Annotated in this window: 4 protein-coding genes; all 4 read right to left on the reverse strand. The window is 75.3% G+C overall.

Annotated elements, in window-relative coordinates:
* Positions 1–45: 45 nt before the first annotated feature.
* The 4 genes from N6H00_RS35655 to N6H00_RS35670 all read right to left on the reverse strand — a co-directional run bounded on the left by N6H00_RS35655 (position 46) and on the right by N6H00_RS35670 (position 22578).
* Positions 46–909, reverse strand: coding sequence for an SAM-dependent methyltransferase (locus tag N6H00_RS35655; RefSeq protein ID WP_268975989.1), 864 nt, complete (start codon positions 907–909; stop codon positions 46–48).
* A 144-nt stretch (positions 910–1053) separates the two neighbouring features.
* The gene (locus N6H00_RS35660; protein WP_268975990.1) at positions 1054–1257 is read right to left on the reverse strand and encodes an MbtH family protein; all 204 of its coding nucleotides are present in this window, start codon (positions 1255–1257) and stop codon (positions 1054–1056) included.
* 64 nt (positions 1258–1321) lie between these two features.
* Entirely contained in the window at positions 1322–2581 is a 1260-nt protein-coding gene (locus tag N6H00_RS35665) for an MFS transporter (RefSeq protein WP_268975991.1), read from the reverse strand.
* Entirely contained in the window at positions 2578–22578 is a 20001-nt protein-coding gene (locus N6H00_RS35670) for a non-ribosomal peptide synthase/polyketide synthase (protein ID WP_268975992.1), read from the reverse strand. The genes N6H00_RS35665 and N6H00_RS35670 overlap by 4 nt, the downstream gene beginning before the upstream one ends.
* Between the last annotated feature and the right edge of the window lie 4 nt (positions 22579–22582).

A 22582-nucleotide genomic window follows, 5' to 3' on the forward strand; every position in this document is an offset into this window, starting at 1 on the left:
GGGCTTCGGGGGTTCGTGGCTTCAGGGTTTCCGGATTTCCGGGTTTCAGGGCTTCAGGGCGACGCCCGCCCAGAAGGACACCTCTTCGTCGGTCACATCGCCGGTCTCCACCGAGGAACTGCTCTGTGCCAGGTCGGTCCGCCAGCGGTGCGGCACCTCCAGGCCCGGTTCGACCAGCTCAAGACCGGTGAAGAAGCGCGCCACCTCGTCCTTGGTGCGGATCTTCCCCTGGATGCCCCCGCTGTGGTAGATCTGCACGGTCTTCTGGGTGGCCTCGGGGTCGAAGTCCGGGGTGATGTGGCTCAGCACCAGGAAGGAGCCGGGGGCGAGGGCGTCGACCAGCCGCTGGACGATCTCGTACGGACCCCATTCGTCGGGGACGAAGTGCAGCAGCGAGACCAGGCTCAGCGCGACCGGCTGGGACAGGTCCAGCACCTCGGTGAGGTCGGGCGCGGCCAGGATCGAGTCGGGCTCGGTGATGTCCCCGTGCACATAGGCGGTACGCCCCTGGGGGTGGCTCTTGAGCAGGGCCTGGGCGTGGGCGAGCACGATGGGGTCGTTGTCCACGTAGACGACCCGGGACTCCGGGGCTATCCCCTGGGCGACCTCGTGCAGATTGGGCCGGGTGGGAATGCCGGTGCCGATGTCGAGGAACTGGCGGACGCCCCGCTCGGCGGCGAGGAAGCGGATCGCGCGGTGCATCCAGGCTCGGTTGGTCCGCGCGGCGATCATGACACCCGGCCACAGGCCGAGCACCTTGGCGGCGGCCTCACGGTCGGCGACGTAGTTGTCCTTGCCGCCCAGGAAGTAGTCGTACATCCGGGCGCTGTGCGGTCGCCCCTGGTTGAGGGGGGTGTTGGGGGGCTCCGGCCCGCTTCCGGTCTGGGATGCTACCCCTTGCGCGGTCACGTGGTCTCCTCCGTATCCGGGGCGCGATCCCTCGCGCCGCGGCCGACAGTTCCCGAGATCGTAACCGCGCACCCGTGACGAGGAGTTGAGGGGCCCGGTCGCGGCCGGCGCCGCCACGCGCCGGCCGCGCCGCCCCGCGCCCCGTCAGGAGGCCACGCCGTCCATGCGTTCGCGCAGGCTGCGCGGCCGCATATCGGTCCACACCTCATCGACGTACGCGGAGCACTCGTCCTTGGTGCCCTCCTTGCCGACGGGGTGCCAGCCCTCGGGCACGTCGAGGTCGGCGGGCCACAGCGAGTACTGGTCCTCGTCGTTGCGCAGCACCTGGTAGCGGGCGTTGTCGTCCATGGTCGGTCGGTTCCTCTCCTATGAGTGATCTCGGACGTCGGATCGAGCAGTGGGGACCTGACGGTCAGTCGGCGGCCACGGGCTGCCGCCCGGCCTCATGGCCCCGGGCCAGGGTGCGCAGGCTCGGGCTGACGGTGGCCAGGACGGCCGCGGCGGCCATCCCGGCCGAGCAGAGCAGGATCGCCCGGCCGCCCGGCAGGAGCTGGGCGAGCGACCCGCCCAGCGCGGGACCCGCCGCGCCCGCGGCCCCGCAGGCCAGGACGAGGGTGCTGGTGAGCCTGCCGCGCAGCTCGTCCGGGGTGCGCAGCAGCTGGTCCGTCATGATGGCGGTGTTCGCCGCCGGCGGGAACATCGCCATCAGGGCGAACAGCACCCCGATCAGATAGCCGCTGTCCACCAGCACGGTGACCGGGGCGAGCACGGCCAGGGCCCAGAACACCGCGACGATGGCGCCGTAGGGGCCCAGCCGCCGGTGGGTCACGGGCGCCGTCAGCGCGCCGAGCACCCCGCCCACCCCGAGCATCGCCGCCATCACACCGACCTCCCCGGAGGGCACCCCCCTGGACTCGGCGACCACGATGACGACGAGGTAGAAGGCGCTGAAGAACAGGTTGAGCACCACCGCGCACAGCACCGTGACCCGGATCCGGGGCTCCCGCCACACCCAGCGCAGCCCGGCCAGCGCCTCACCGACGAGCGGGCCCGCCCCGCCGGCGGGCCGCTCGCGCCGGGGCAGCCGGACGAAGAGCAGCGCGACGAAGGAGAGCGTGTGCGTCACGGTGTCCACCAGGAAGGGCACGAACCGTCCCACGGCGAAGAGGAATCCGCCGGTGGCGGTGCCCGCCAGCTGGCCCATCGAGGCGCGGGCGGTGTTCATCGCCACCGCCGTGGGCAGCTGCTCGTCCGCCACCAGGGCCGGCAGCGACGCGCTCTCCGCCGGTTCGAAGAGCGCCGCGCTCGCCCCGAACACCGCCGCCACGACCACCATGTGCCAGACCGCGGCGGCGCCGGACCACACGGCGACCACCAGGCTGAGGGCGGCGGCCGCCTGGGCGGCCTCACAGCCCAGCATGATCGCCTTGCGGTCGTAACGGTCCACCAGGACACCCGCCGGGAGCCCCGCCACCAGCTGCGCGGCGGCGACGGTGCCCATGACCAGACCGGAGGCGGCGCCCGAGCCGGTGAGCGCGAGGACCAGCAGCGGAAACGCGATCGCCGTCGCGTGGAAGCCGAACTCCGATAGCGCCTGACCGCCCCACAGCAGCCGGTAGCCCCGGTTGCGCGACAGCGGGACCGGTTCGGACACCGGCGCGGCCGCGGTCATACGGCACCCCGGCAGTCGTCGGCGATCGCGCGCAGCGCCGCCGCGAAGTCCCCGGCCACCGCCTCCACGGTCGCGTGGTCGTGCACATCGGGGCGGTAGTGCCAGGTGAAGCCGAGCCGGCCGTCCTGCACCGCGCCCACCACCTCCAGCAGGTGGGAACCGCCCTCGCGCGGGTCGTGGTCCTGGCCGAACGACCCGTGCTCGGCGTGCACCAGACCACCCTGGGCTCGCGCCGACCGGGCGTCCCACTGGCCCAGGTAGTTGAAGACGATCTGCGGTCCGGAGCCGTCGCGGGACAGCCGCTCGCGCAGCTCGGGCGGGCCGAAGGCGCGCAGCGCCCCGAAGCCGAAGCCGTTGCCGGGCACGGTCCGCAGCCGCCGCCGGACCGACTTGACCAGACCGCGCCAGTCGGCCGGCCCGCCGTCGGGCAGGTCCGGCAGCTCGAAGGAGACCGGATACATCGTGGTGAACCAGCCCACCGTACGGGAGAGATCGACACCTTCCAGGACGTCCTCCTCGCGCCCGTGCCCCTCCAGCTCCACGAAGACCCGGTTCCGGCCCGTCCAGCGGGACAGCGCCGGCGCGAGGGCGGCGAGCAGCACATCGTTGATCCGGGTGCGGTAGGCGGTGGGCGCCGCGCGCAGCAGCGCCTCGGTGTCCCGCTCGCCGAGCGCGACCGCCACCGTACGGGTGGCTGCCCCCGGCGCGGCCACCTGGTGGTCGACCGGCAGCGGCGGGGCGTCGAGGGCCGCGCACCAGTGGTCGGCCTCATGGTCCAGGGCGCCGCCCGCGACATGGTCCGCCAGCCGCCGCGCCCAGCCCCGGAACGCGGTGGTCCTGGGGCCCAGGTCCACCGGTTCGCCCCGCACGCCCTGCTGATACGCCAGGTCCAGATCGTCCAGCAGGATCCGCCAGGACACCCCGTCGATGACCAGGTGGTGCGCGGTCAGGAAGAGGAACGGCCGCCGCGCCCCGCCGAAGCGGAACAGCGCGGCCTTCAGCAGCGGCCCGCGGCCGAGGTCGAAGCCCGCGTGGAGCGCGTCGGCCACCCGCTCCATCGCCGCGTCCGCCTCCCGCGCCGGCAGACCGGACAGGTCGTGGCGGTCCAGGACGGCGGTGTCCGCCCCCGGCTCGGGGACGTGACCGCGCCACTCGCCGCCGTCCTCGGTGAACCGGGTGCGCAGTGCGTCATGGTGGACCAGGAGCGCGGCCAGCGCCCCTTCCAGCGCCTCCTCGTCCGGTTCCCGGTGCAGCTCCAGCAGGGTGGACTGGTTGAAGTGGTGCGGATTGACGGTGTGGGTGGCGAAGAACCAGCGCTGGATCGGGGTCAGCGGCAGCGCCCCGGTCACCGGCTCCGCACGGCCCTCGTCCCGCTCGGCGGTGGCCACGGTGGCCAGCGCGGCCACCGACTGATGGGTGAACAGGTCCTTGGTGGTCAGCCGGAGTCCGGCCTGGCGGGCGCGGGAGACCACCTGGATGCTGAGGATGGAGTCCCCGCCGAGGTCGAAGAAGTTGTCCTCCACGCCCACCCGTTCCAGGCCGAGCACATCCGCCCAGACGGCCGCGATCCGGCGCTCCATCGGGGTGCGCGGGGCGACATGGCCCGCTCCGGAGGAGGCCGGCGCCGGGTCCGGGTCGGGCAGGGCCCGGCGGTCGACCTTGCCATGGGCCGTCAGCGGCAGGGTGTCCAGGGTGGCGAACGCCGAGGGCACCATATGGGACGGGAGGGTCCGCCGCAGATGGTCGCGGAGCGCGGCGGCGGTCGGCGCGCCGCCCGGCGCCGGGACGACATAGCCCACCAGCCGCTTCCCGCCCATGGGCTGCTCCGGGGTCGCGGCGGTCCGCCGTACGGCGACCACCGCTTCCCGCACGTCCGGGGCGCGCCGCAGCGCGCTCTCCACCTCGCCGAGTTCGATCCGGAAGCCCCGCACCTTGACCTGGTCGTCGGCCCGGCCCAGGAACCTCAACTCACCGTCGCCGGTCCACCGGACCACATCGCCGGTGCGGTACATCCGGCCGCCCGCGGGGCCGAACGGATCGGCCACGAACCGCGCCGCGGTCAGCCCCGGACGGCCCAGATAGCCCCGCGCCAGACCCGCGCCCGCCACATACAGCTCCCCGGCCACGCCCACCGGCACCGGGCGCAGCGCCTCGTCCAGCACATAGACCCGGGTGTTGGGGATCGGCCGGCCGATCGGCGGCGCCCCCGACCCGGCGGTCAGCGGCTCTGACCAGGTGCTCACCACCGTGGCCTCGGTCGGGCCGTAGGAGTTGACCAGCCGCCGGCCCGGGGCCCAGCGGTCCACCAGCTCGGCGGAGCAGGTGTCGCCGCCGACGATCAGGGTCCGCAGATCCGGCAGCTGTGGGCACACCGCCTCGTCCAGGGTGGCCAGCGCCGCCGGGGGGATCAGCGCATGGGTGATCCGCTGCCCGCCGAGCACCTCGGCCAGCCGCTCGCCCAGCAGCGGGCCCTCGTCACCGATCACCAGCGCCGCGCCGGCGGGCAGCGAGACGCACAGCTCGAGGACGGCGGCGTCGAAGCTCGGGGAGGAGAACTGGAGCACCCGGTCCCCGGCCCGCACGCCGTAGTGCGCGGCCCCGGCGGCCGCGAAGCTCGCCAGCCCCGCATGGGTGACCACCACCGCCTTGGGCACACCGGTGGACCCGGAGGTGTAGATGACGTACGCCGGGTGGTCCGGCGTCAGGCCACGGCCGGGCGGCGGCCCGGCCGGGCCGTCCTCTACCCAGACCGGGGCCGTGTCGTCGAGCACCACCGAGGGCCCGGCGTCCTGGAGCATGAACGCCACCCGCTCCTTCGGATAGCCGGGGTCGACCGGCAGGAACGCGCCGCCCGCCTTCACCACGGCCAGCTGCGCCACCAGCATCTCCACCGAACGCGGCAGCACCAGTGCCACCAGGTGCTCCGGGCCCACGCCCCGGCCGATCAGCCGGTGCGCCAGCCGGTTCGCGGCCGTCTCCAGCTCGGCGAAGGTCAGATCGCCCTTCCCGTACCGCACGGCCGTGGCGTCCGGGGAGAGCGCCACCTGCCGCTCGAACAGCTCGCGCAGCGTGGCCGGCGCCACCTCCCGCCGGGTGTCGTTCCACTCGACCAGGGTGCGCCGCAGCTCGGCCGGGGTGGCCAGCGGCAGCGCGCCCACCGGCCGCCGCGGATCCGCGGCGATCCCGGCGAGCAGCGCGCCCAGGGCGGTGCCCATCCGCGCCACGGTCGGGGCGTCGAACAGATCGGTGCTGTAGCCGATCAGCCCGCGCAGCACGCCCCCCTCGCCCTCGGCGAACTCGAAGGTGAGGTCGAAGCTCGCGGTGTCGGTCTCCAGCTCCACGTCCGTCAGCTCCAGACCGGGCAGGTCCAGCGCCCGGCCCGGGGCGTTCTGGAGCACCACCATCGCCTGGAACAGCGGTGTCCGGCTGGTGTCGCGGGCCGGCCGCACCTCGTCCACCACCCGCTCGAACGGCACCGCCTGATGGGCGAAGGCGTCCAGGACGGTGCCGCGCACCTCGGCCAGGAAGTCGTCGAAACGGGCGCGCGGATCGACCGTGGAACGCAGCACCAGGGTGTTGACGAAGAACCCGATCAGCCGCTCGACCTCGGCGCGCTCCCGCCCCGAGGTGACGGTGCCCACGGCGATGTCCCGCCCGCCCGACAGCCGGGCCAGCAGGATCTGGGCCGCCGCCACCAGCGTCATGAACAACGTGGTGCCCCGGGCCTGCCCGAACTCCCGCAAGGGCCGGACCACCTCGGCGGGGACGGTGAACTCCACGGTCGCGCCGTATCGCGTCCGCACCGCGGGCCGGGGCCGGTCGGTGGGCAGCTCCAGCGGTGGTACATCGGCCAACTGGCGCTTCCAGTAGGCCAGTTGCTCTTCGGCGCGGGGGGCGGTGAGCTCGGCGCGCTGCCAGTGGGCGAAGTCCGCGTAATGCACCGGCAGCGGTGGCAGCGCCGCGGGCTCGCCGCTCAGCGCCGCCCGGTACAGCTCCCGCAGATCGCCGAGGAGCACACCGGTGGACCAGCCGTCGGTGATGATGTGGTGCAGCGTCAGGCTCAGTACGTGTTCCCGGGCGCCCAGCCGGATCAGCCCGGTCCGCAGCAGCGGGCCGCGCCGCAGGTCGAACGGGCGGGCCCGGTCGTACGCCAGCAGCGCCCGCAGCTCCGCCTCCCGCTCGGGGGCGGACAGATGGGACAGGTCCAACGGGTCGAGCCGGATCTCCCCCGGCTCGTGCACGATCTGCACCCCGCGGCCGTCCACCGTGTCGAAGGTGGTCCGCAGCGACTCGTGCCGGGCCACCAGCGCGGTCAGCGCCGCGCCGAGCGCGGCCACGTCGAGGGTGCCGCGCATCCGCAGCGCGAGCGGGGTGATGTACTCGGCGCTGTCCGGTGCGAAGGAGTCCAGGAACCACAGCCGTTGCTGGGGGTACGACAGCGGCAGCTCGGCGTCCCGGTCCACCGGTGTGATCGGGGCGGGCCGGTCCGCGCCCCGGCCGTCCGCGCCGGCGAGCGCCTCGGCCAGGGCGGCGACCGTGGGATGGCTGAACACCAGCCGGGGCGACAGCTCCACCCCGAACACCTCCCGCAGCCGCGAGGTGAGCCGGATGGACAGGATCGAGTCGCCGCCGAGCTCGAAGAAGTCGTCCCCGGCGCCGACGCGCGCCACCTGGAGCACCTCGGCCCAGACCGCCGCCACCGTCCGCTCGGCCCCCTCGCGCGGCTCGTGGTAGGGCGCGCGGCGCGATCCGAGGGCCGCCGGGTCCGGGGCGGGCAGCGCCGCGCGGTCCAGCTTCCCGGTGGGGCCGAGCGGCAGCGCGTCCAGCGGGACGACGGCGGACGGCACCATGTAGTCCGGCAGCCGGGCCGCGGCGTACGCGCGCAGCCGCGCACCGTCCACCGTGGCCCCGGCACCGGCCACCGCGTAGGCCACCAGCCGCTTCCCGCCGGGCCGGTCCTCCCGGGCCACCACCGCGACATCCGCCACGTCCGGATGCCCGGCCAGCACCCCCTCCACTTCGCCGGGTTCGATCCGGAAGCCACGGATCTTGACCTGGTCGTCGGCGCGGCCGAGGAATTCCACCGTGCCGTCCGGCCGCCGGCGCGCCAGGTCGCCGGTGCGGTACATCCGCTCCCCGGCGGGCCCGTACGGATCGGCCAGGAAGGAGGCGGCGGTCGGGCCGGGGCGGCCGAGATAGCCACGCGCCACCCCCTCACCGGCGATGAACAGCTCCCCGACCACCCCCGGGGGAACCATCCGCAGCCGCGCGTCCAGGACGTGGACCCGCATGTTGTCCAGCGGCCGGCCGATCGGCACCACCTCGGGCACCGTATCGGCGCGGGACATCGGATACGACGTGGCGAAGGTGGTGGTCTCGGTCGGTCCGTACCCGTCCACCACGGTCAGCCCGGGGCAGTGCGCCAGCACCCGGCGCACCGCCGCCGCCGGCACCACATCGCCGCCCGTCCACACCTCGCGCAGCCCCGCGAAGCAGTCCGGCGCGTCCTGCGCCAGCAGCCGGAACAGCCCGGCGGTCAGCCACAGCCCGGTCACCCCCTGCTCGGCCACCAGCCGGCGCACCGCCGTGGCGTCCAGCTCGCCGGGTGCCACCACCACCCGGCCGCCGTTCAGCAGCGGCACCCACATCTCGTAGGTGGCGGCGTCGAACGCCACCGGCGAGTGCATCGCCACCCGTTCGTGCCCGCCGCCGGTGAAGGCGCGGTCGAGGGCGAGCGCCACCACATCGCGCTGGCGCACCCCCACGGCCTTCGGCGCCCCGGTCGACCCGGAGGTGAACATCACATACGCCAGCTGGTCCCGGTGCACGTCCGCCGCGGGCGCCGCCGGCCCGCCCTGCCGGGCGGCGGCCACCTCCTCGCGCGTCAGCACGACCGCGGCGCCCGCCTGGTCCAGCAGCGTCCGCCGCCGGTCGCGCGGGGCGCGGGCGTCCACCGGTACGTACACCCCACCGGCCCTGACCACCGCCAGCTGGGCCACGACCAGCTCCACCGACCGGTCCATCAGCAGCGCCACCCGGTCCTCCGGCCGCACCCCGGCGCGCACCAGGTGCCCCGCCAGCCGGCCCGACCAGTCGTCGAGTTCGGCGTAGCCGAGCGAGGTGGCGCCGTCGGTGACGGCGACGGCGTCCGGGGCGCGCCGGACCCGCTCGGCGAACAGCTCGGCCGGCGAACCCTGCGGCAGCGGCCGGGCGGTGGCGTTCCACTCGGCCGCCGCCCGCAGCCGCTCCGCCTCCGTCAGCAGCGGCAGCTCGTCCAGACACCGCCCGGCGCCGTCCGCGATCCCGGTCAGCAGCGTCCGGAGATGGGCCGCCGCCCGCTCCACCGTGGCCGCGTCGAACAGCGCCGGATCGTAGGCGATGTCGAAGCCCAGCCGGTCGCCGAGATAGGCGCGCAGACACAGCGGGAAGCTGGTGGAGTCCTCGGCCCGCACCTCGCGGACGACGATCCCGGCACCGGCCGCCGACGCCTCGTCGAACGGGTAGTTCTCGAACACCACCAAGCTCTCGAAGAGCGGCTCGCCGGCCGGGAGCGGGCTTAAGGCCTGGATGCGGGGGAGGGCGACGAAGTCGAAGCGGCGCGCCTCGCTCTGCTGCTCCTGGAGCTCCCGCAGCCACTCCACGACCTCACGGCCGCCGTCCGCCACGGCCCGGGTGGGGACCGTGTTGATGAACATGCCGACCATCGTCTCCACGCCCGGCAGCCCGTCCGGACGGCCCGAGACGGTGGTGCCGAACACCACGTCGCGCTCACCGCCGTACCGCGCCAGCAGCAGCGCCCACGCCCCCTGCACCACCGTGTTGACCGTCAGCCCGCCGCCGCGCGCCGTCCGACGCAGCCGGGCGGACACCGCCTCGGTCAGCTCCAGCCGGGTCAGCGCGGTGGAGGTGGTGCGGTGCGCCTCCCGGGGCGGCCGGTCGTACGGCAGCGGCGTGCGGGCCCCGAACCCCGCCAGCACCCCGGCCCAGTGCCGCTCCGCCCGCTCCTGGTCCCGTCCCCGCAGCCAGCCGAGGAAGTCCCGGAAGGGCCGGCGCGCGGGCGGCCGGGGCGTCAGCCCGGCGGCCAGGGCCGCATAGGTCTCGCACACCTCGGCGAAGACCTGCCCGGTGCTCCAGCCGTCGAGCATCAGATGGTGCGCGGTCCACACCAGCATGACCTCGTCCTCCGGGAGCCGGGCCACCGCGATCCGGCTCAGCGGGGCCGAGGTGAGCTCCATCCCGGCGGCCCGGTCCGCGTCCAGCAGCCGGCGCAGCGCCTCCTCCCGCGCGGGCGGCGTCAGCTCCCGCCAGTCCAGCCGGGCGGTGGGCAGGGCGGCCCGCCGGTGGACGACCTGGACGGGCTCGGCGAGCCCCTCCCAGCGGACGGAGCTGCGCAGGCCCGGCGTACGGTCCACCACCCGCTGCCAGGCGGCCGCGAAGGCGTCCGGGTCGGCGATCCCGCCGATCCGGATCGCGATCTGGTCGAGGTAGGCGCCGCCGGTGTCCACCAGACCGTGGAAGAGCATGCCGGCCTGGAGCGGGGTCAGCGGGCAGATGTCCTCCACCGCGCCGCCGTCACCGGCGATCAGGTCCACCTGGCGCTGGTCGAGCCGGGCGAGCGGGAAGTCGGAGGGGGTGCGCCCGCCGGCGCCGGGCTCCGCGCAGTGCGCGACGATCTCCCGCAGCGCGGCCAGACAGTCCTCCGCGAGCCGGCGCACGGTCGCCTCGTCGTACATCCGGGCCGGATAGCTCCAGCCCAGCTCCAGCCGGCCGTCCTGGACCGCGCCGGTGACCTCCAGCAGGCAGGGGCGGGTCTCCTCGGGCGGGGCGTCCTGGCCGGTCACCGGGAGGGCGGCGCGGTAGAGGCCCGGGGCCGCCCCGGCGTCGTCCCCGGCCACGTCCCACTGGCCGTGGTAGTTGAAGACGATCTGCGGTGACGGGCCGTCGGCAAGCTCCCCGGCCGGGGAGCCCTCGGGGGCCAGGTGGCGCAGCGCTCCGTGGCCGATCCCGTGGTGCGGGACGGCCCGCAGCTGCTCCTTGACGGACCGCAGGGTCTCGCGCCATCCCGCCTCGGCGTCGACGGTCAGCGCCAGGGGGTACTCGGCGGTGAACCAGCCGACGGTGCGGGACAGGTCCAGGTCCTCGAAGAGATCCTCGCGGCCGTGTCCCTCGACCCCGATCAGCGCGGTGTTCCCGCCGGTCCAGCGCACCAGGGTCCGGCCGAGCGCGCCGAGCAGCACGTCGTCGATCCGCGTCCGGTAGACCCCGGGGACCGCGCGCAGCAGCGCCTCGGTCTCGGCGCGGCCGAGGACCGTGGTGACCGTGGCCGCCGTGCCATGGGTGTTGGGGCCCTCGCGGTCGACGGGGAGCGCGGCGGGCGCGGCGCGCGCGACGTCCCGCCAGTACGCCAGGTCGCCGTCGAGGCCGCCGGAGCGCACATGGTCCGCCAGCCGGGCGGCCCACCGGGTGAAGGCGGTGCTCGCCGGGGGCAGGGCGGGAACGCCACCGGCGGCGGCGCTCCGGTAGGCGGTCTGAAGATCGCCGAGGAGGACGCGCCAGGACACGCCGTCCACCACCAGGTGGTGGGCGGTGATCAGCAACTCGGGCGGCCGCTCCGGGCCGAAGGTGAACAGCAGCACCCGCAGCACGGCCCCCGCGCCGATGTCCAGCCCGGTCTGCGCGCCGACCGTGGCCTCGGCCACGGCGGCGGCGCGTGCCGCCTCCTCCAGCCCGGACAGCTCGTACCGCTCCAGGACGCCGGCGGGGGCGGCGGGCAGGACCTCCTGGTACCACCGCCCGTCGACGGCGAGGAAGCGGGTGCGCAGCGCCGCGTGCTGCGCCACCAGGGCGTCCACCGCCTGCCGCAGGGCGGCCTCGTCGAGGTCGCCGGTGAGCTGGAGCCGGTGGCTCATGGTGAAGTGGTGCCGGTCGCCGGGGCGCCGTCCGTAGAGGTACCAGTGCTGGATCGGGGTCAGCGGCGCCGGGCCGGCCACGGCCCCGGACGGGGCCGGGCGGGGCTGGTGGCGGGGGTCGAGGCGCACCGCGAGTTCCGCGACGGTCTGGTGGCGGAAGACGTCCTTGGAGGTGAGCGCGAGCCCGGCCGCGCGGGCCCGGGAGACGATCTGGATGCTGAGGATCGAATCCCCGCCCAGGGCGAAGAAGTTGTCCTCCACGCCCACCTGGGGGACACCCAGCACCTCGGCCCACACCCGCGCGAGCACCGTCTCGGCCTCGGTGCGCGGCGCCACGTACGGCGAGCCCCGTTCCGGGCGGTCGCCGGGTGCGGGCAGGGCCCGCCGGTCGACCTTGCCGCTGTCGGTGCGGGGCATCCGCTCCAGCGTCACGAAGGCGGCCGGAACCATGTAGTCGGGCAGGGTGCGCTTGAGATGGGCGCGCAGCTCGACCGGGTCCGGGGCGGCGGCGGTCACCAGGTAGGCCACCAGCCGCCGGTGGCCGGTGTCCTCGCGGGCCACCACCACCGCGTCCTCGATGGCCGGATGGTCCAGCAGCGCGCCCTCGATCTCCCCGGGCTCGATCCGGAACCCGCGGATCTTCAGCTGTTCGTCGGCGCGGCCGAGGAACTCCAGCGTCCCGTCCGCCGTCCAGCGCGCCCGGTCGCCGGTGCGGTACATCCGGCTGCCGGGAGGGCCGTACGGATCGGCGACGAAGTGCGCCGCGGTGAGCCCGGGGCGGCGCAGATAGCCACGGGCCACCTGGGCCCCGGCCAGATGGAGTGCACCGGGGACGCCGGGCGGCACCGGCCGCAGCGCGCCGTCCAGGACGTACGCCCGCAGATTGCGGCCGGGCCGCCCGATGAGCGGGCGGTCGCCGAGGTCGGCCAGCGCGCCGTACACCGCGTCCACGGTGCACTCGGTGGGCCCGTAGAAGTTGTACGCCGCCACATCCGGCACCGCGCGCAGCCGACGCCACAGCGCCGGCCCGATGGCCTCCCCGCCCACCATGACGATCCGCGGCCGGTGGCGGCCTTCGGCGAACAGCCCGGCCACCGTCAGCTCGTGCAGATACGACGGGGTGAGATCGAGGAAGTCCAGGCCACGGGCGTCGATCAGCGCCACCAGGGCGGGCGGGTCCAGCCGTACCGCGTCGTCGACCAGATGCACCTCCTGGCCCGAGGCCCAGAACACCGCGCCCTCCCAGGAGGTGTCGAAGGAGAACGCGGCGGTCAGCGCGGCGCGCAGCGGACGGCCCGCCCCGGCCTGGTGCGGTGCGATGAGCCCGGCCCGGTGGTCCAGGCACAGGTTGACCAGCTGGCGGTGTTCGACGGCGACACCCTTGGGGCGGCCGGTGGACCCCGAGGTGTAGACGAGGTACGCGCAGTGCCCGGGGAGCAGCGGGGAGAGCCGGTCCGCATCGGTGGGATCGGTGTCCGGCAGCGCGTCCAGGGGCGCGTCCCGCAGGACCTTCGGGGTGAGGACGACCTCCGGCGCCGCGTCCTGGAGCAGGAACCGGGCCCGGTCGGCGGGCAGCGCGGGGTCGAGGTACAGCTGCGCACCGCCCGCCTTGAGGACCGCGAGCTGGGCCACCATCAGCTCGGCGGTACGCGGCAGGCTGACCGCGACCACCTTCTCCGGGCCCACGCCGAGGGCGATCAGATGGTGGGCCAGCCGGTTGGCGCGGGCGTTCAGTCCCGCGTAGTCGTAGGCGGCGTCACCGGCCACCAGCGCCGTGGCGCCCGGGGTGCGGGCGGCCTGCTCCTCGAAGAGCCCGGGGAAGGTGGTGTCCGCCACCGTGAGCCCGGTGGCGTTCCACTCCGCCAGCACCGTCCGCCGCTCCTCGGCCGTCATCAGCGGCAGTTCGCCCACCCGGCGGCCGGGGTCCTCGGCCACCGCCTCCAGCAGCAGCCGCAGCCGGCGGACCATCCGCTCCACGGTCGCCGCGTCGAACAGATCGGTGTTGTACTCCACGAAGCCGGTCACGGCGCCGAGGTGGGCCACGAAGTCGAAGCCCAGGTCGAAACCGGCGGTCCGGCCGGGGACCCGGACGGCCTCCACGGCCAGACCGGGCAGGTCGGGCACCTCGCCGCCCAGGTTGTGCAGCGCCACCATCACCTGGAAGAGCGGGGTGCGGCTGGTGTCCCGCTCCGGCTGGAGCGCGTCCACGACCCGCTCGAACGGCACGTCCTGGTGGGCGAAGGCGTCCAGCACGGTGTCCCGCACCCGGGCCAGCAGCTCCGCGAACGACTCGTCGGCGGCCACCCGGGTCCGCAGCACCAGCGTGTTCACGAACATCCCGACCAGGTGCTCCAGTTCGGGGCGCTCCCGTCCGGAGGTCACGGTGCCCACCGCGATGTCCTCCTGCCCCGACCAGCGGGCCAGCAGCACCTGGCAGGTGGCGAGGAGCGTCATGAACAAGGTGGCGTCACCGCGCCGCCCGGTCGCGCGCAGCCGCTCCACCAGCCCGGCGGGCAGGGTGAACTCCAGCAGCGCCCCATTCTTGGTCTGCACGGCCGGCCTCGGGCGGTCGGTCGGCAGCTCCAGCGGCGCCACATCCGCCAGCCGCGCCCGCCAGTGCTCCAGCTGCGGCTCCACCAGCGCCGCGCCGCCGCGCGGATCGCGCTGCCACGCCGCGAAGTCGGCGTAGCCCAGGGGCAGCGGGGGGAGCGCGGGCCGCCGGCCGGTGGCCGCCGCGCCGTACAGCTCGCTCAGATCGGTGCTGATGACGGCCGTGGACCAGCCGTCCGTGACGATGTGGTGCATCGTCAGGGTCAGCACGTGTTCCGCGTCGTCCAGCCGGATCAGGGACGCCCGCAGCAGCGGCCCGGTGCGCAGGTCGAACGGTGTGGCGCCGTCCCGCTCCAGCAGCCGGGCCAGCTCCCCCTCGCGCTCCGCCGGGGGCGCGGCGGTGAGGTCGTGCAGGGGCAGCGCCACCGGGTACGGGTCGTGCACCCGCTGCACCCCGTGGCCGTCCACCTCGGCGAAGGTGGTGCGCAGCGACTCGTGCCGGGCCACCAGACCGTCCAGGGCGGTGCGCAGGGCGGTGGTGTCGAGGCGGCCGCGCAGCCGCAGCGCGAACGGTGTCACATACTCCGTGCCGCCGTCGTCGAAGGAGTCCAGGAACCACAGGCGCGCCTGCGCGAAGGACAGCGGCAGGTCCCCCTCCCGTGGCACGGCCGGGATGGTGTCCCGGGCCCCGCCGCCCGGTGCCGTGGTCAGCGCGGCGGCGAGGCCGGCGACGGTGGTGTGGGTGAACAGCGCCCGCGGGGAGACGTCCGTGCCGAAGGCCGTCCGCAGCCGGGAGGCCACCCGGATGGCCAGGATGGAGTCGCCGCCCAGCGCGAAGAAGTCGTCCGTCGCCCCGGCCTCCTCGATCTGGAGGACCTCGGCCCACGCCCGCGCCACCGTCACCTCGGCCTCGGTGCGCGGGGCGATCCGCTCGGCGCTCGCCGCGAAGCCGTCCGGGCCGGGCGCGGGCAGCGCCGCCCGGTCCAGCTTGCCGTTGGCGGTCAGCGGCAGCGCGTCCAGCGGCACGAACGCCGCCGGGACCAGCTGCGCGGGCAGCGACCGCTGGAGGAACTCCCGCAGTGCGGCGGCGGACGGTGGCGCGGCCGGACCGGCGGCCACCACATAGGCCACCAGCCGCCGCACCCCGGGCTGGTCCTCCCGCGCGGTCACCACCGCGTCGCCGACCTCCGGATGGGCGGCCAGCGCGGCCTCGATCTCCCCGGGCTCGATCCGGAAACCGCGGATCTTCACCTGGTCGTCGGCGCGGCCCAGATACTCCAGCTGTCCGTCCGCGCTCCACCGGGCCCGGTCCCCGGTGCGGTACATCCGGCTCCCGGCGGGTCCGTACGGATCGGCCACGAAGCGGGCGGCGGTCAGCCCCGGGCGGCGCAGATAGCCGCGGGCGAGCCCCGCCCCCGCCACGTACAGTTCGCCGACCGCCCCCGGGGGCAGCGGCTGAAGACCCTCGTCCAGCACGTACACCCGCAGATCGGGGATGCCGGTGCCGATGGCGCTCCCGGTGGCCGCCGGGGCGGCCGCGGCGGCGCGGTCGAGCGGGGCGCAGGTGACATGCACGGTGGTCTCGGTGATCCCGTACATGTTGACCAGCACCGGCGCGGTGTCCGGATACCGCGCGTACCACTCCGCCAGCCGCCGCACCTCGAGCGCCTCACCGCCGAAGACGACCCGGCGCAGGGCGAGCCGGGCCCCGGGGTGCTCGGCGTCGGCGCGCATCAGCCCCTGGAAGGCGGAGGGCGTCTGGCTGAGCACCGTCACCCGTTCGTCCGCCAGCAGCCGCCGGAACTCCTCTGGGGAGCGGGAGACCGCGTACGGGACGACCACCAGTCGGCCGCCGTGCAGCAGCGCCCCCCAGATCTCCCAGACGGAGAAGTCGAAGGCGTAACTGTGGAACAGCGTCCACACATCGCTGGCGTCGAACGAGAACCACGCGCGGGTCCGCTCGAACAGCCGCACCACATTGGCGTGCGGGATCACCACCCCCTTGGGCGCCCCGGTGGACCCGGAGGTGTAGATGGCGTAGGCGGGGCTGTCCGGCAGCGGCCCGGCACCGGCCGGGACGGCGGCGGGCCGGCCCGCCAGGTCGGCGATCAGCGCCGGGTCGTCCAGGCACAGCCGGGCCACGGCGGTGTGCCCGCCCCCGTCCCCGCCGAGCCGCTCCGCGAGGGCGGCGGTGGTCACCAGGGCGACCGGTTCGGCGTCGGCGAGCATCCGCGCGATCCGGCCGGACGGCTGGTCCGGGTCGAGGGGCAGATAGGCCGCGCCCGTCTTCAGCACCGCCACGATCGCCACGATCATCTCCGGCGAACGGGGCAGGGCCAGCGCCACATACCGCTCCCGCCCGGCGCCCTCGGCCAGCAGCCGGTGCGCCAGCCGGCCCGCCCGCGCGTCCAGTTCGGCGTACGACAGCGACTCTCCGGCGCAGGTGACGGCGGTGGCGCCGGGGGTGCGCCCGGCCTGCTCCGCGAACAGGTCCACCAGGGTCCGCTCCGGCGCCCGCGGGGCCGTGCCGCCGGCCCACTCCTCCAGGGCGCGCCGGCGCTCCTCGGCGGTGGTCCACGGCAGCGCCCGCAGCGGCCGGCCGGGGTCGGCCGCGATCGCGGTGAGCAGCAGACACAGCCGGTCGGCGAGCGCCCGCGCGGTGCGGGCGTCGAACAGCCCCGGGTCATAGCCGAGGTCGAAGCCCAGCCGGTCGGAGAGATGGGCCCGCAGGCTCAAGCCGAAGTTGGTCGCGTCGATGGACCGCACCTCGATGATCCGCAGACCCGCCTCGCGCGCCGAGGAGTCGTCAAAGGGGTAGTTCTCGAAGGCCACCATGGAATCGAAGAGCGGGGTTCCGGCCGGTACCTCGCTCCAGGCCGACACCTGTGCCAGCGAGACCGATTCGTGGCGCCGGGACGCGGACTGCGCCAGCTGGAGGTCCCGCAGCCAGTCACCGGTGTTCCGGTCGGCGTCCACCCGCACCCGGGTCGGCAGGGTGTTGATGAACATCCCCACCATCGACTCCACCCCGGCCAGCTCGGCCGGGCGGCCCGAGACCGTGGTGCCGAAAACCACGTCCCGCTCACCGCTGTACCGGGACAGCAGCAGCGCCCAGGCGCCCTGCACGACCGTGTTGACGGTCAGCCCGCCGCTCCGCGCGGTGCGGCGCAGCTCCTTTGACACCTCGGCGGTGAGCGCCACCGCCACCGTCGCGGAGGACCGGGACCGGTGGGACTCCACGGCCGCGCGGTCGCGGGGGAGCGGGGTCGGCGCGGTGAAGCCCGCGAGCACGGTCCGCCAGTGGCGCTCCGCCTCCTGTCCGTCCTGCCCGTCCAGCCAGTGCAGATAGTCGCGGAACGGCCGGCGGGCGGCGAGCGCCGGCCGACCGCCCCGGGCGGCCGCGGTGTACCGCTCGCACACCTCGGTGAACACCTGCGCCAGGCTCCAGCCGTCCAGGACCAGATGGTGCGAGGTCCAGATCAGCGCCACACGGGTGTCGGTCAGCCGGGCGATGGCCAGCCGCATCGGCGGCGGTGCGGCCAGATCGATGCCCCGGGCCAGATCCTCGGTCCGGAACCGCTCCAGCTCGGCCTCGCGCCGCTCCCCGGACAGTCCGCGCCAGTCCAGCCGGGTCACGGGCACCTCGGCCCGGCGGCGGACCACCAGCAGCGGCCGCTCGACGTCCTCCCAGACGACGCCGCTGCGGAGCACCGGTGTCCGGTCCACCGTCTCCTGCCAGGCCCGTGCGAACCCCTCCGGGTCGCCCACCCCTTCCAGGATCAGCGTGGCCTGGTCCAGGTAGACGTCCTCCCCGCCGCCGACCAGCCGGTGGAAGAGCATGCCCTCCTGAAGCGGCGTCAGCGGATGGACGTCCTCGGTCTCCCGCCCGTCGCCCACCAGCCGGTCGACGGTGGCCTGGTCCAGCCGGGCCAGGGGGAAGTCGGAAGGGGTCCGGCCGCCCGCGTCCGGTCCGTCGCAGTGCGCCACGATCTCCCGCAGCGCCGTGAGCATGCCGTCCGCGAGCCGCCGCACCGTGGCCGCCTCATGCACCCGGTCGGAGAACAGCCAGGTCAGCTCCAGCTCACCGTCGGCCACCACGGCGGACACATCGAGCTGATGCGCCGAGGGCTGGTCGGCGGCCAGATCCCGCCCCAGCGCCTGGCCGGTGAGCGTGAACCCGCCGTCGCCCCCGCCAGAGTCCCACTGGCCGTGGTAGTTGAAGCAGATGCCCGGCAGCGGTGCGGCGGCGAGCGCCCGCGCGGGGGAGTCCGGGGCGCTCAGATACGCCAGCGCCTCATGGCTCAGCCCCCGGTGCGGCACCGCGCGCAGCTGCTCCTTGACCGACTTCAGCACCGCGTCCCAGCCGCCGCCGGGCACGGTCAGCGCCACCGGATACTGCGTGGTGAACCAGCCCACGGTCCGGGACAGGTCGACGGCCCCCGCCGGCTCCTCCCGGCCGTGGCCCTCCATGGCCACCAGCACCCGGTCCTCGCCCGTCCAACCGGCGAGCACCCGCCCCAGCGCGCTGAGGAGCACATCGTTGATCTGCGTGCGGTACACCCCGGGCACCCGGCGCAGCAGCCCGTCGGTGGCCGCGCGGTCGAGCGTGACGCGCACGGCGCGGGTGGACCCGGCCGTGGCCGTGCCCGGCCGGTCCACCGGAAGGGCCGCGCCGCCCGTCCGCCACAGGTCCTCCCAGTACGCCAGATCGCCGTCCAGCCGGCCCTCCCGCACCTGGCCGGCCAGCCGGGTGGCCCAGGTGGTGAAGGGGGTGGGGACGGGCTCCAGCCGCACCGGCTCCCCGGCGGCGGCCTGCCGGTAGGCGCGCTCCAGATCGCCGAGCAGAATGCGCCACGAGACGCTGTCCACGGCCAGGTGGTGCGCGGTCAGGAACAGCCGCGGCCGGGCCCCCGCCCCGCGCCTGAGCAGCGCACCCCGCAGCAATACCCCCGACGCCAGGTCGAGTTCGGCGCGGGCGGCCTCCGCCGCCGCCTCGGCCGCGTCCGTCTCCTCGGCGCCGCTGAGCCCGGACAGGTCGTGGCGGCGCAGCGGCGGCCCGCCCGCCGCGCCGTCCGCCAGCTGCCGCCACCCGCCGTCGTCGCCGCGCACGAACCGGGTGCGCAGGGCCGGGTGATGCGCGACCACGGCGCCCAGTGCGGTCCGAAGCGCCCTCTCGTCCAGGTCGCGGGGCAGATCGAGGACCATCGACATGGTGAAGTGGCGCAGCGGGCCATGGGTGGCGAAGAACCAGTGCTGGATCGGGGTGAGCGGCGCCGGACCCGCCACCTCCGCCCGCTCCCCGGCATCCGCGCCGGCGGCGCCGGGCGCGGTGCGCGGTGCCACGGCGGCGGCCAGCTCGGCGACCGTCTGGTGCAGGAAGACGTCCCGCGAGGTGAGCGCGTATCCGGCCTGGCGGGCGCGGGAGACGAGCTGGATGCTGAGGATCGAATCGCCGCCCAGCTCGAAGAAGTTGTCGCTCACCCCCACCGTCCCGGCGCCCAGCACCTCGGCCCAGATCCGCGCGAGCTCCCGCTCCGCCTCGGTCCGCGGAGCCACCACCGCCCGCTCCGGCCGGTCCGCCTCGGGCCGCGGGGCGGGCAGCGCCCGGCGGTCCAGCTTGCCGCTGGGGGTGAGCGGCATGGCGTCGAGGGCGACGAACGCACCGGGGACCATAGGGCCGGGCAGGGTGCGCCCGAGGGCCGTGCGCAGCTCACCGGAGGTGGGCGGGGCACCGGCCGGGGCGGGCACGTAGTAGGCGGCCAGCCGCGCGTGGCCGCGGTCGTCGGTCACGGCGACCACGGCCGCCTCGGCGACGGACGGCAGATCCAGCAGCGCCGCCTCGATCTCGCCCGGTTCGATCCGGTGGCCCCGGACCTTCACCTGGTCATCGGCGCGCCCGAGGCAGTCCAGCTCCCCGGCGGCGGTCCAGCGCGCGATGTCCCCGGTGCGGTACATCCGGCTGCCGGCGGGCCCGTACGGATCGGCCACGAAGCGGGACGCGGTCAGTCCCGGACGGCCCCGGTACCCCCGGGCCACCTGCGCACCGGACAGATACAGCTCACCCGCCACCCCTACCGGCACCGTCTGGAGCCGGGCGTCGAGCACATGGGCGCGCAGATTGCCCAGCGGCCGGCCCACCACCGGGTGCCCGGCGCCGGATATCCGGGCCGCGAGCGCGTCGATGGTGCACTCGGTCGGGCCGTAGAAGTTGTACGCCGTGGTGCCGGGCGTGTCCGCCAGCCGCCGCCACAGCGAAGGACCGATGGCCTCGCCGCCCAGCATCAGCACCCGCGGGCGGTGCCGGGGGTGGTCCAGCAGCCCGGCGGGCAGGAGCTGCCGCAGATACGAGGGGGTGAGGTCGAGGAAGTCGATGCGGTGGGCCGCGACGTACGCCACGAGCGCGGCCGGATCGAGCCGGGTGGTCTCGTCGATGAGGTGCAGCTCATGGCCGTCGGCCAGCAGCAGCAGCCCCTCCAGCGAGGTGTCGAAGGAGAACGACGCGGTCAGCGCCGCGCGCAGCGGACCGCCGCCCGCCTCGGCCACGAACCCCCGGCCATGGCTGACCAGCAGATTGACCAGCGACCGGTGCTCCACGACCACCCCCTTGGGGCGGCCGGTCGAGCCGGAGGTGTACAGGACGTAGGCGGCGCTGCCGGGGTGCAGGGCGGCGGTCCGGTCCGCGTCCGTGGGATCGGCGGTCGGCAGGGTGTCCGGGACGGCACGCAGCGCCGCCTCGTCGAGCACCAGCGCGGGCCGGGCGTCGGCGAGGAGGAACGCGACCCGCTCGGCGGGCAGTTCCGGATCGATGGGCAGATAGACCCCGCCCGCCTTGAGCACACCCAGGATCGCCACGATCATGCCGGCGGTCCGGGGCAGCTTCACCCCGACGACGCGCTCTGGTCCGACGCCCTGGGCGATCAGATGGTGCGCCAGCCGGTTGGCGGCCGCGTTGAGTCCGACGGCGTCGTACACCGCGTCCCCGGCGACCAGCGCCGTCGCCCCCGGGACGCGGGCCGCCAGCGCCTCGAACACCGCCGGGAACGTGGCCGGTGCCACCGCGAGGGCGGGGCCATGTCCCAGCGCCGCCATCCGCCGCCGCTCCCCGTCCGTGAGCAGGGGCAGCTCGCACACCGGCCGGTCCGGTTCGGCGGCCACCGCGTCGAGCAGCACCAGCAGATGTCCCGCCATCCGCTCGGCGGTCGCCGGGTCGAACAGGTCGGTGCTGTACTCCAGCAGCCCCCGCAGCTGAGCCCCGTCCGCGGCTTCCTCGATGAATTCGACGCTGAGGTCGAAGGTGGCGGACCGCCGGGGCACATCGACGCTCGTGGCGGTCAGTCCGGCCGGCCGGGGCGCGCTCCTGGGGGCGCTGTGCAGCAGCACCATCACGTCGAACAGCGGGTTGCGGCCCGCGTCCCGGCGCGCCCCCACCGCCTCCACCAGCCGCTGGTACGGCGTCTCGTCGTGGGCGAAGGCGTCCAGCACCGTGGCCCCGGCGCCGGCCAGCAGCTCCCGGTAGGAGCGGGCGGTGTCCACCGCGGAGCGCAGCACCACCGTGTTGACGAAGAAGCCGACGGCCCGCTCCAGCTCGGTGCGGCCACGGCCGGAGGTGACGGTGCCGATGGCGATGTCGTCCTGTCCCGACCAGCGGGCGAACAGCCCCTGGCAGGCCGCGACCAGCGCGGTGAACAGCGTGGTGTGCTCCTGCGCGGCGAGCGCGCGCAGCCGGGCCGCGGTGGCGCGGCCCACGGTGAACTCGTGCACCGCCCCCGCCGAGGAGCGCACCGCAGGGCGGGGCCGGTCGGTGGGCAGCTCCAGCGGGACGACGCCGTCCAGCCGCTCCTTCCAGTGGTCGAGCGCCCGGTCCGACGCGGCTGACGCGAGCCGCTCCCGCTGCCACACCGCGAAGTCCGGGTACTGCACCGGCACCGGTGGCAGCGGGTCCGCGCCCGGCTCCGCGCCGTACAGCGCGCACAGCTCGTCCTGGAGCACCCCCATCGACCAGCCGTCGGTGACGATGTGATGGGCCGTGACCAGCAGGACGTGCTCCTCCTCGGCCAGGCGGACCAGCAGCGCCCGCAGCGGTGGCCCGGTCCGCAAGGAGAAGGGCCGGGCGTACTCGGCCGACAGCAGCTCATCCAGCGCCTCCGGCCCGTGCTCCGGGCCGGTGAGGTCCGCCACCGGCAGCGGGACGGGCCCGGCCGGGTGGACCACCTGCACGGGCCGGCCGTCGGTGTCGTCGAACGTGGTCCGCAGCGCCTCATGGCGCGCCACCAGGGCATCCAGCGCCCGGGAGAGCGCCGCCGGGTCCAGGGCGCCGGTCAGCCGCAGCGCCAGCGCGCTGTTGTACCCCGCCTCCCGCGGCTGGAGGGTGTGCAGGAACCACAGGCGCGCCTGGGCGAAGGACAGCGGCAGCGGGCGTGTGCGGTCCGCGCGGGGGATGGCGCCGGCTCGGCCGGCCTTGCCCGCGAGGCGGCGGCGCAGGGCCTCCCGCAGCTCCTCGGGCAGCGCGGCGGCGCGGTCCTTCCTCGAAGACGTCATGTCG

This window comes from Streptomyces sp. S465 (assembly GCF_026898115.1).
Lineage (GTDB): Bacteria > Actinomycetota > Actinomycetes > Streptomycetales > Streptomycetaceae > Streptomyces > Streptomyces luomodiensis.

Coding starts and splice junctions, on each gene's coding strand:
- N6H00_RS35660 (WP_268975990.1), bottom strand. CDS start 1,257: ATGGACGACAACGCCCGCTACCAGGTGCTGCGCAACGACGAGGACCAG.
- N6H00_RS35665 (WP_268975991.1), bottom strand. CDS start 2,581: ATGACCGCGGCCGCGCCGGTGTCCGAACCGGTCCCGCTGTCGCGCAAC.
- N6H00_RS35670 (WP_268975992.1), bottom strand. CDS start 22,578: ATGACGTCTTCGAGGAAGGACCGCGCCGCCGCGCTGCCCGAGGAGCTG.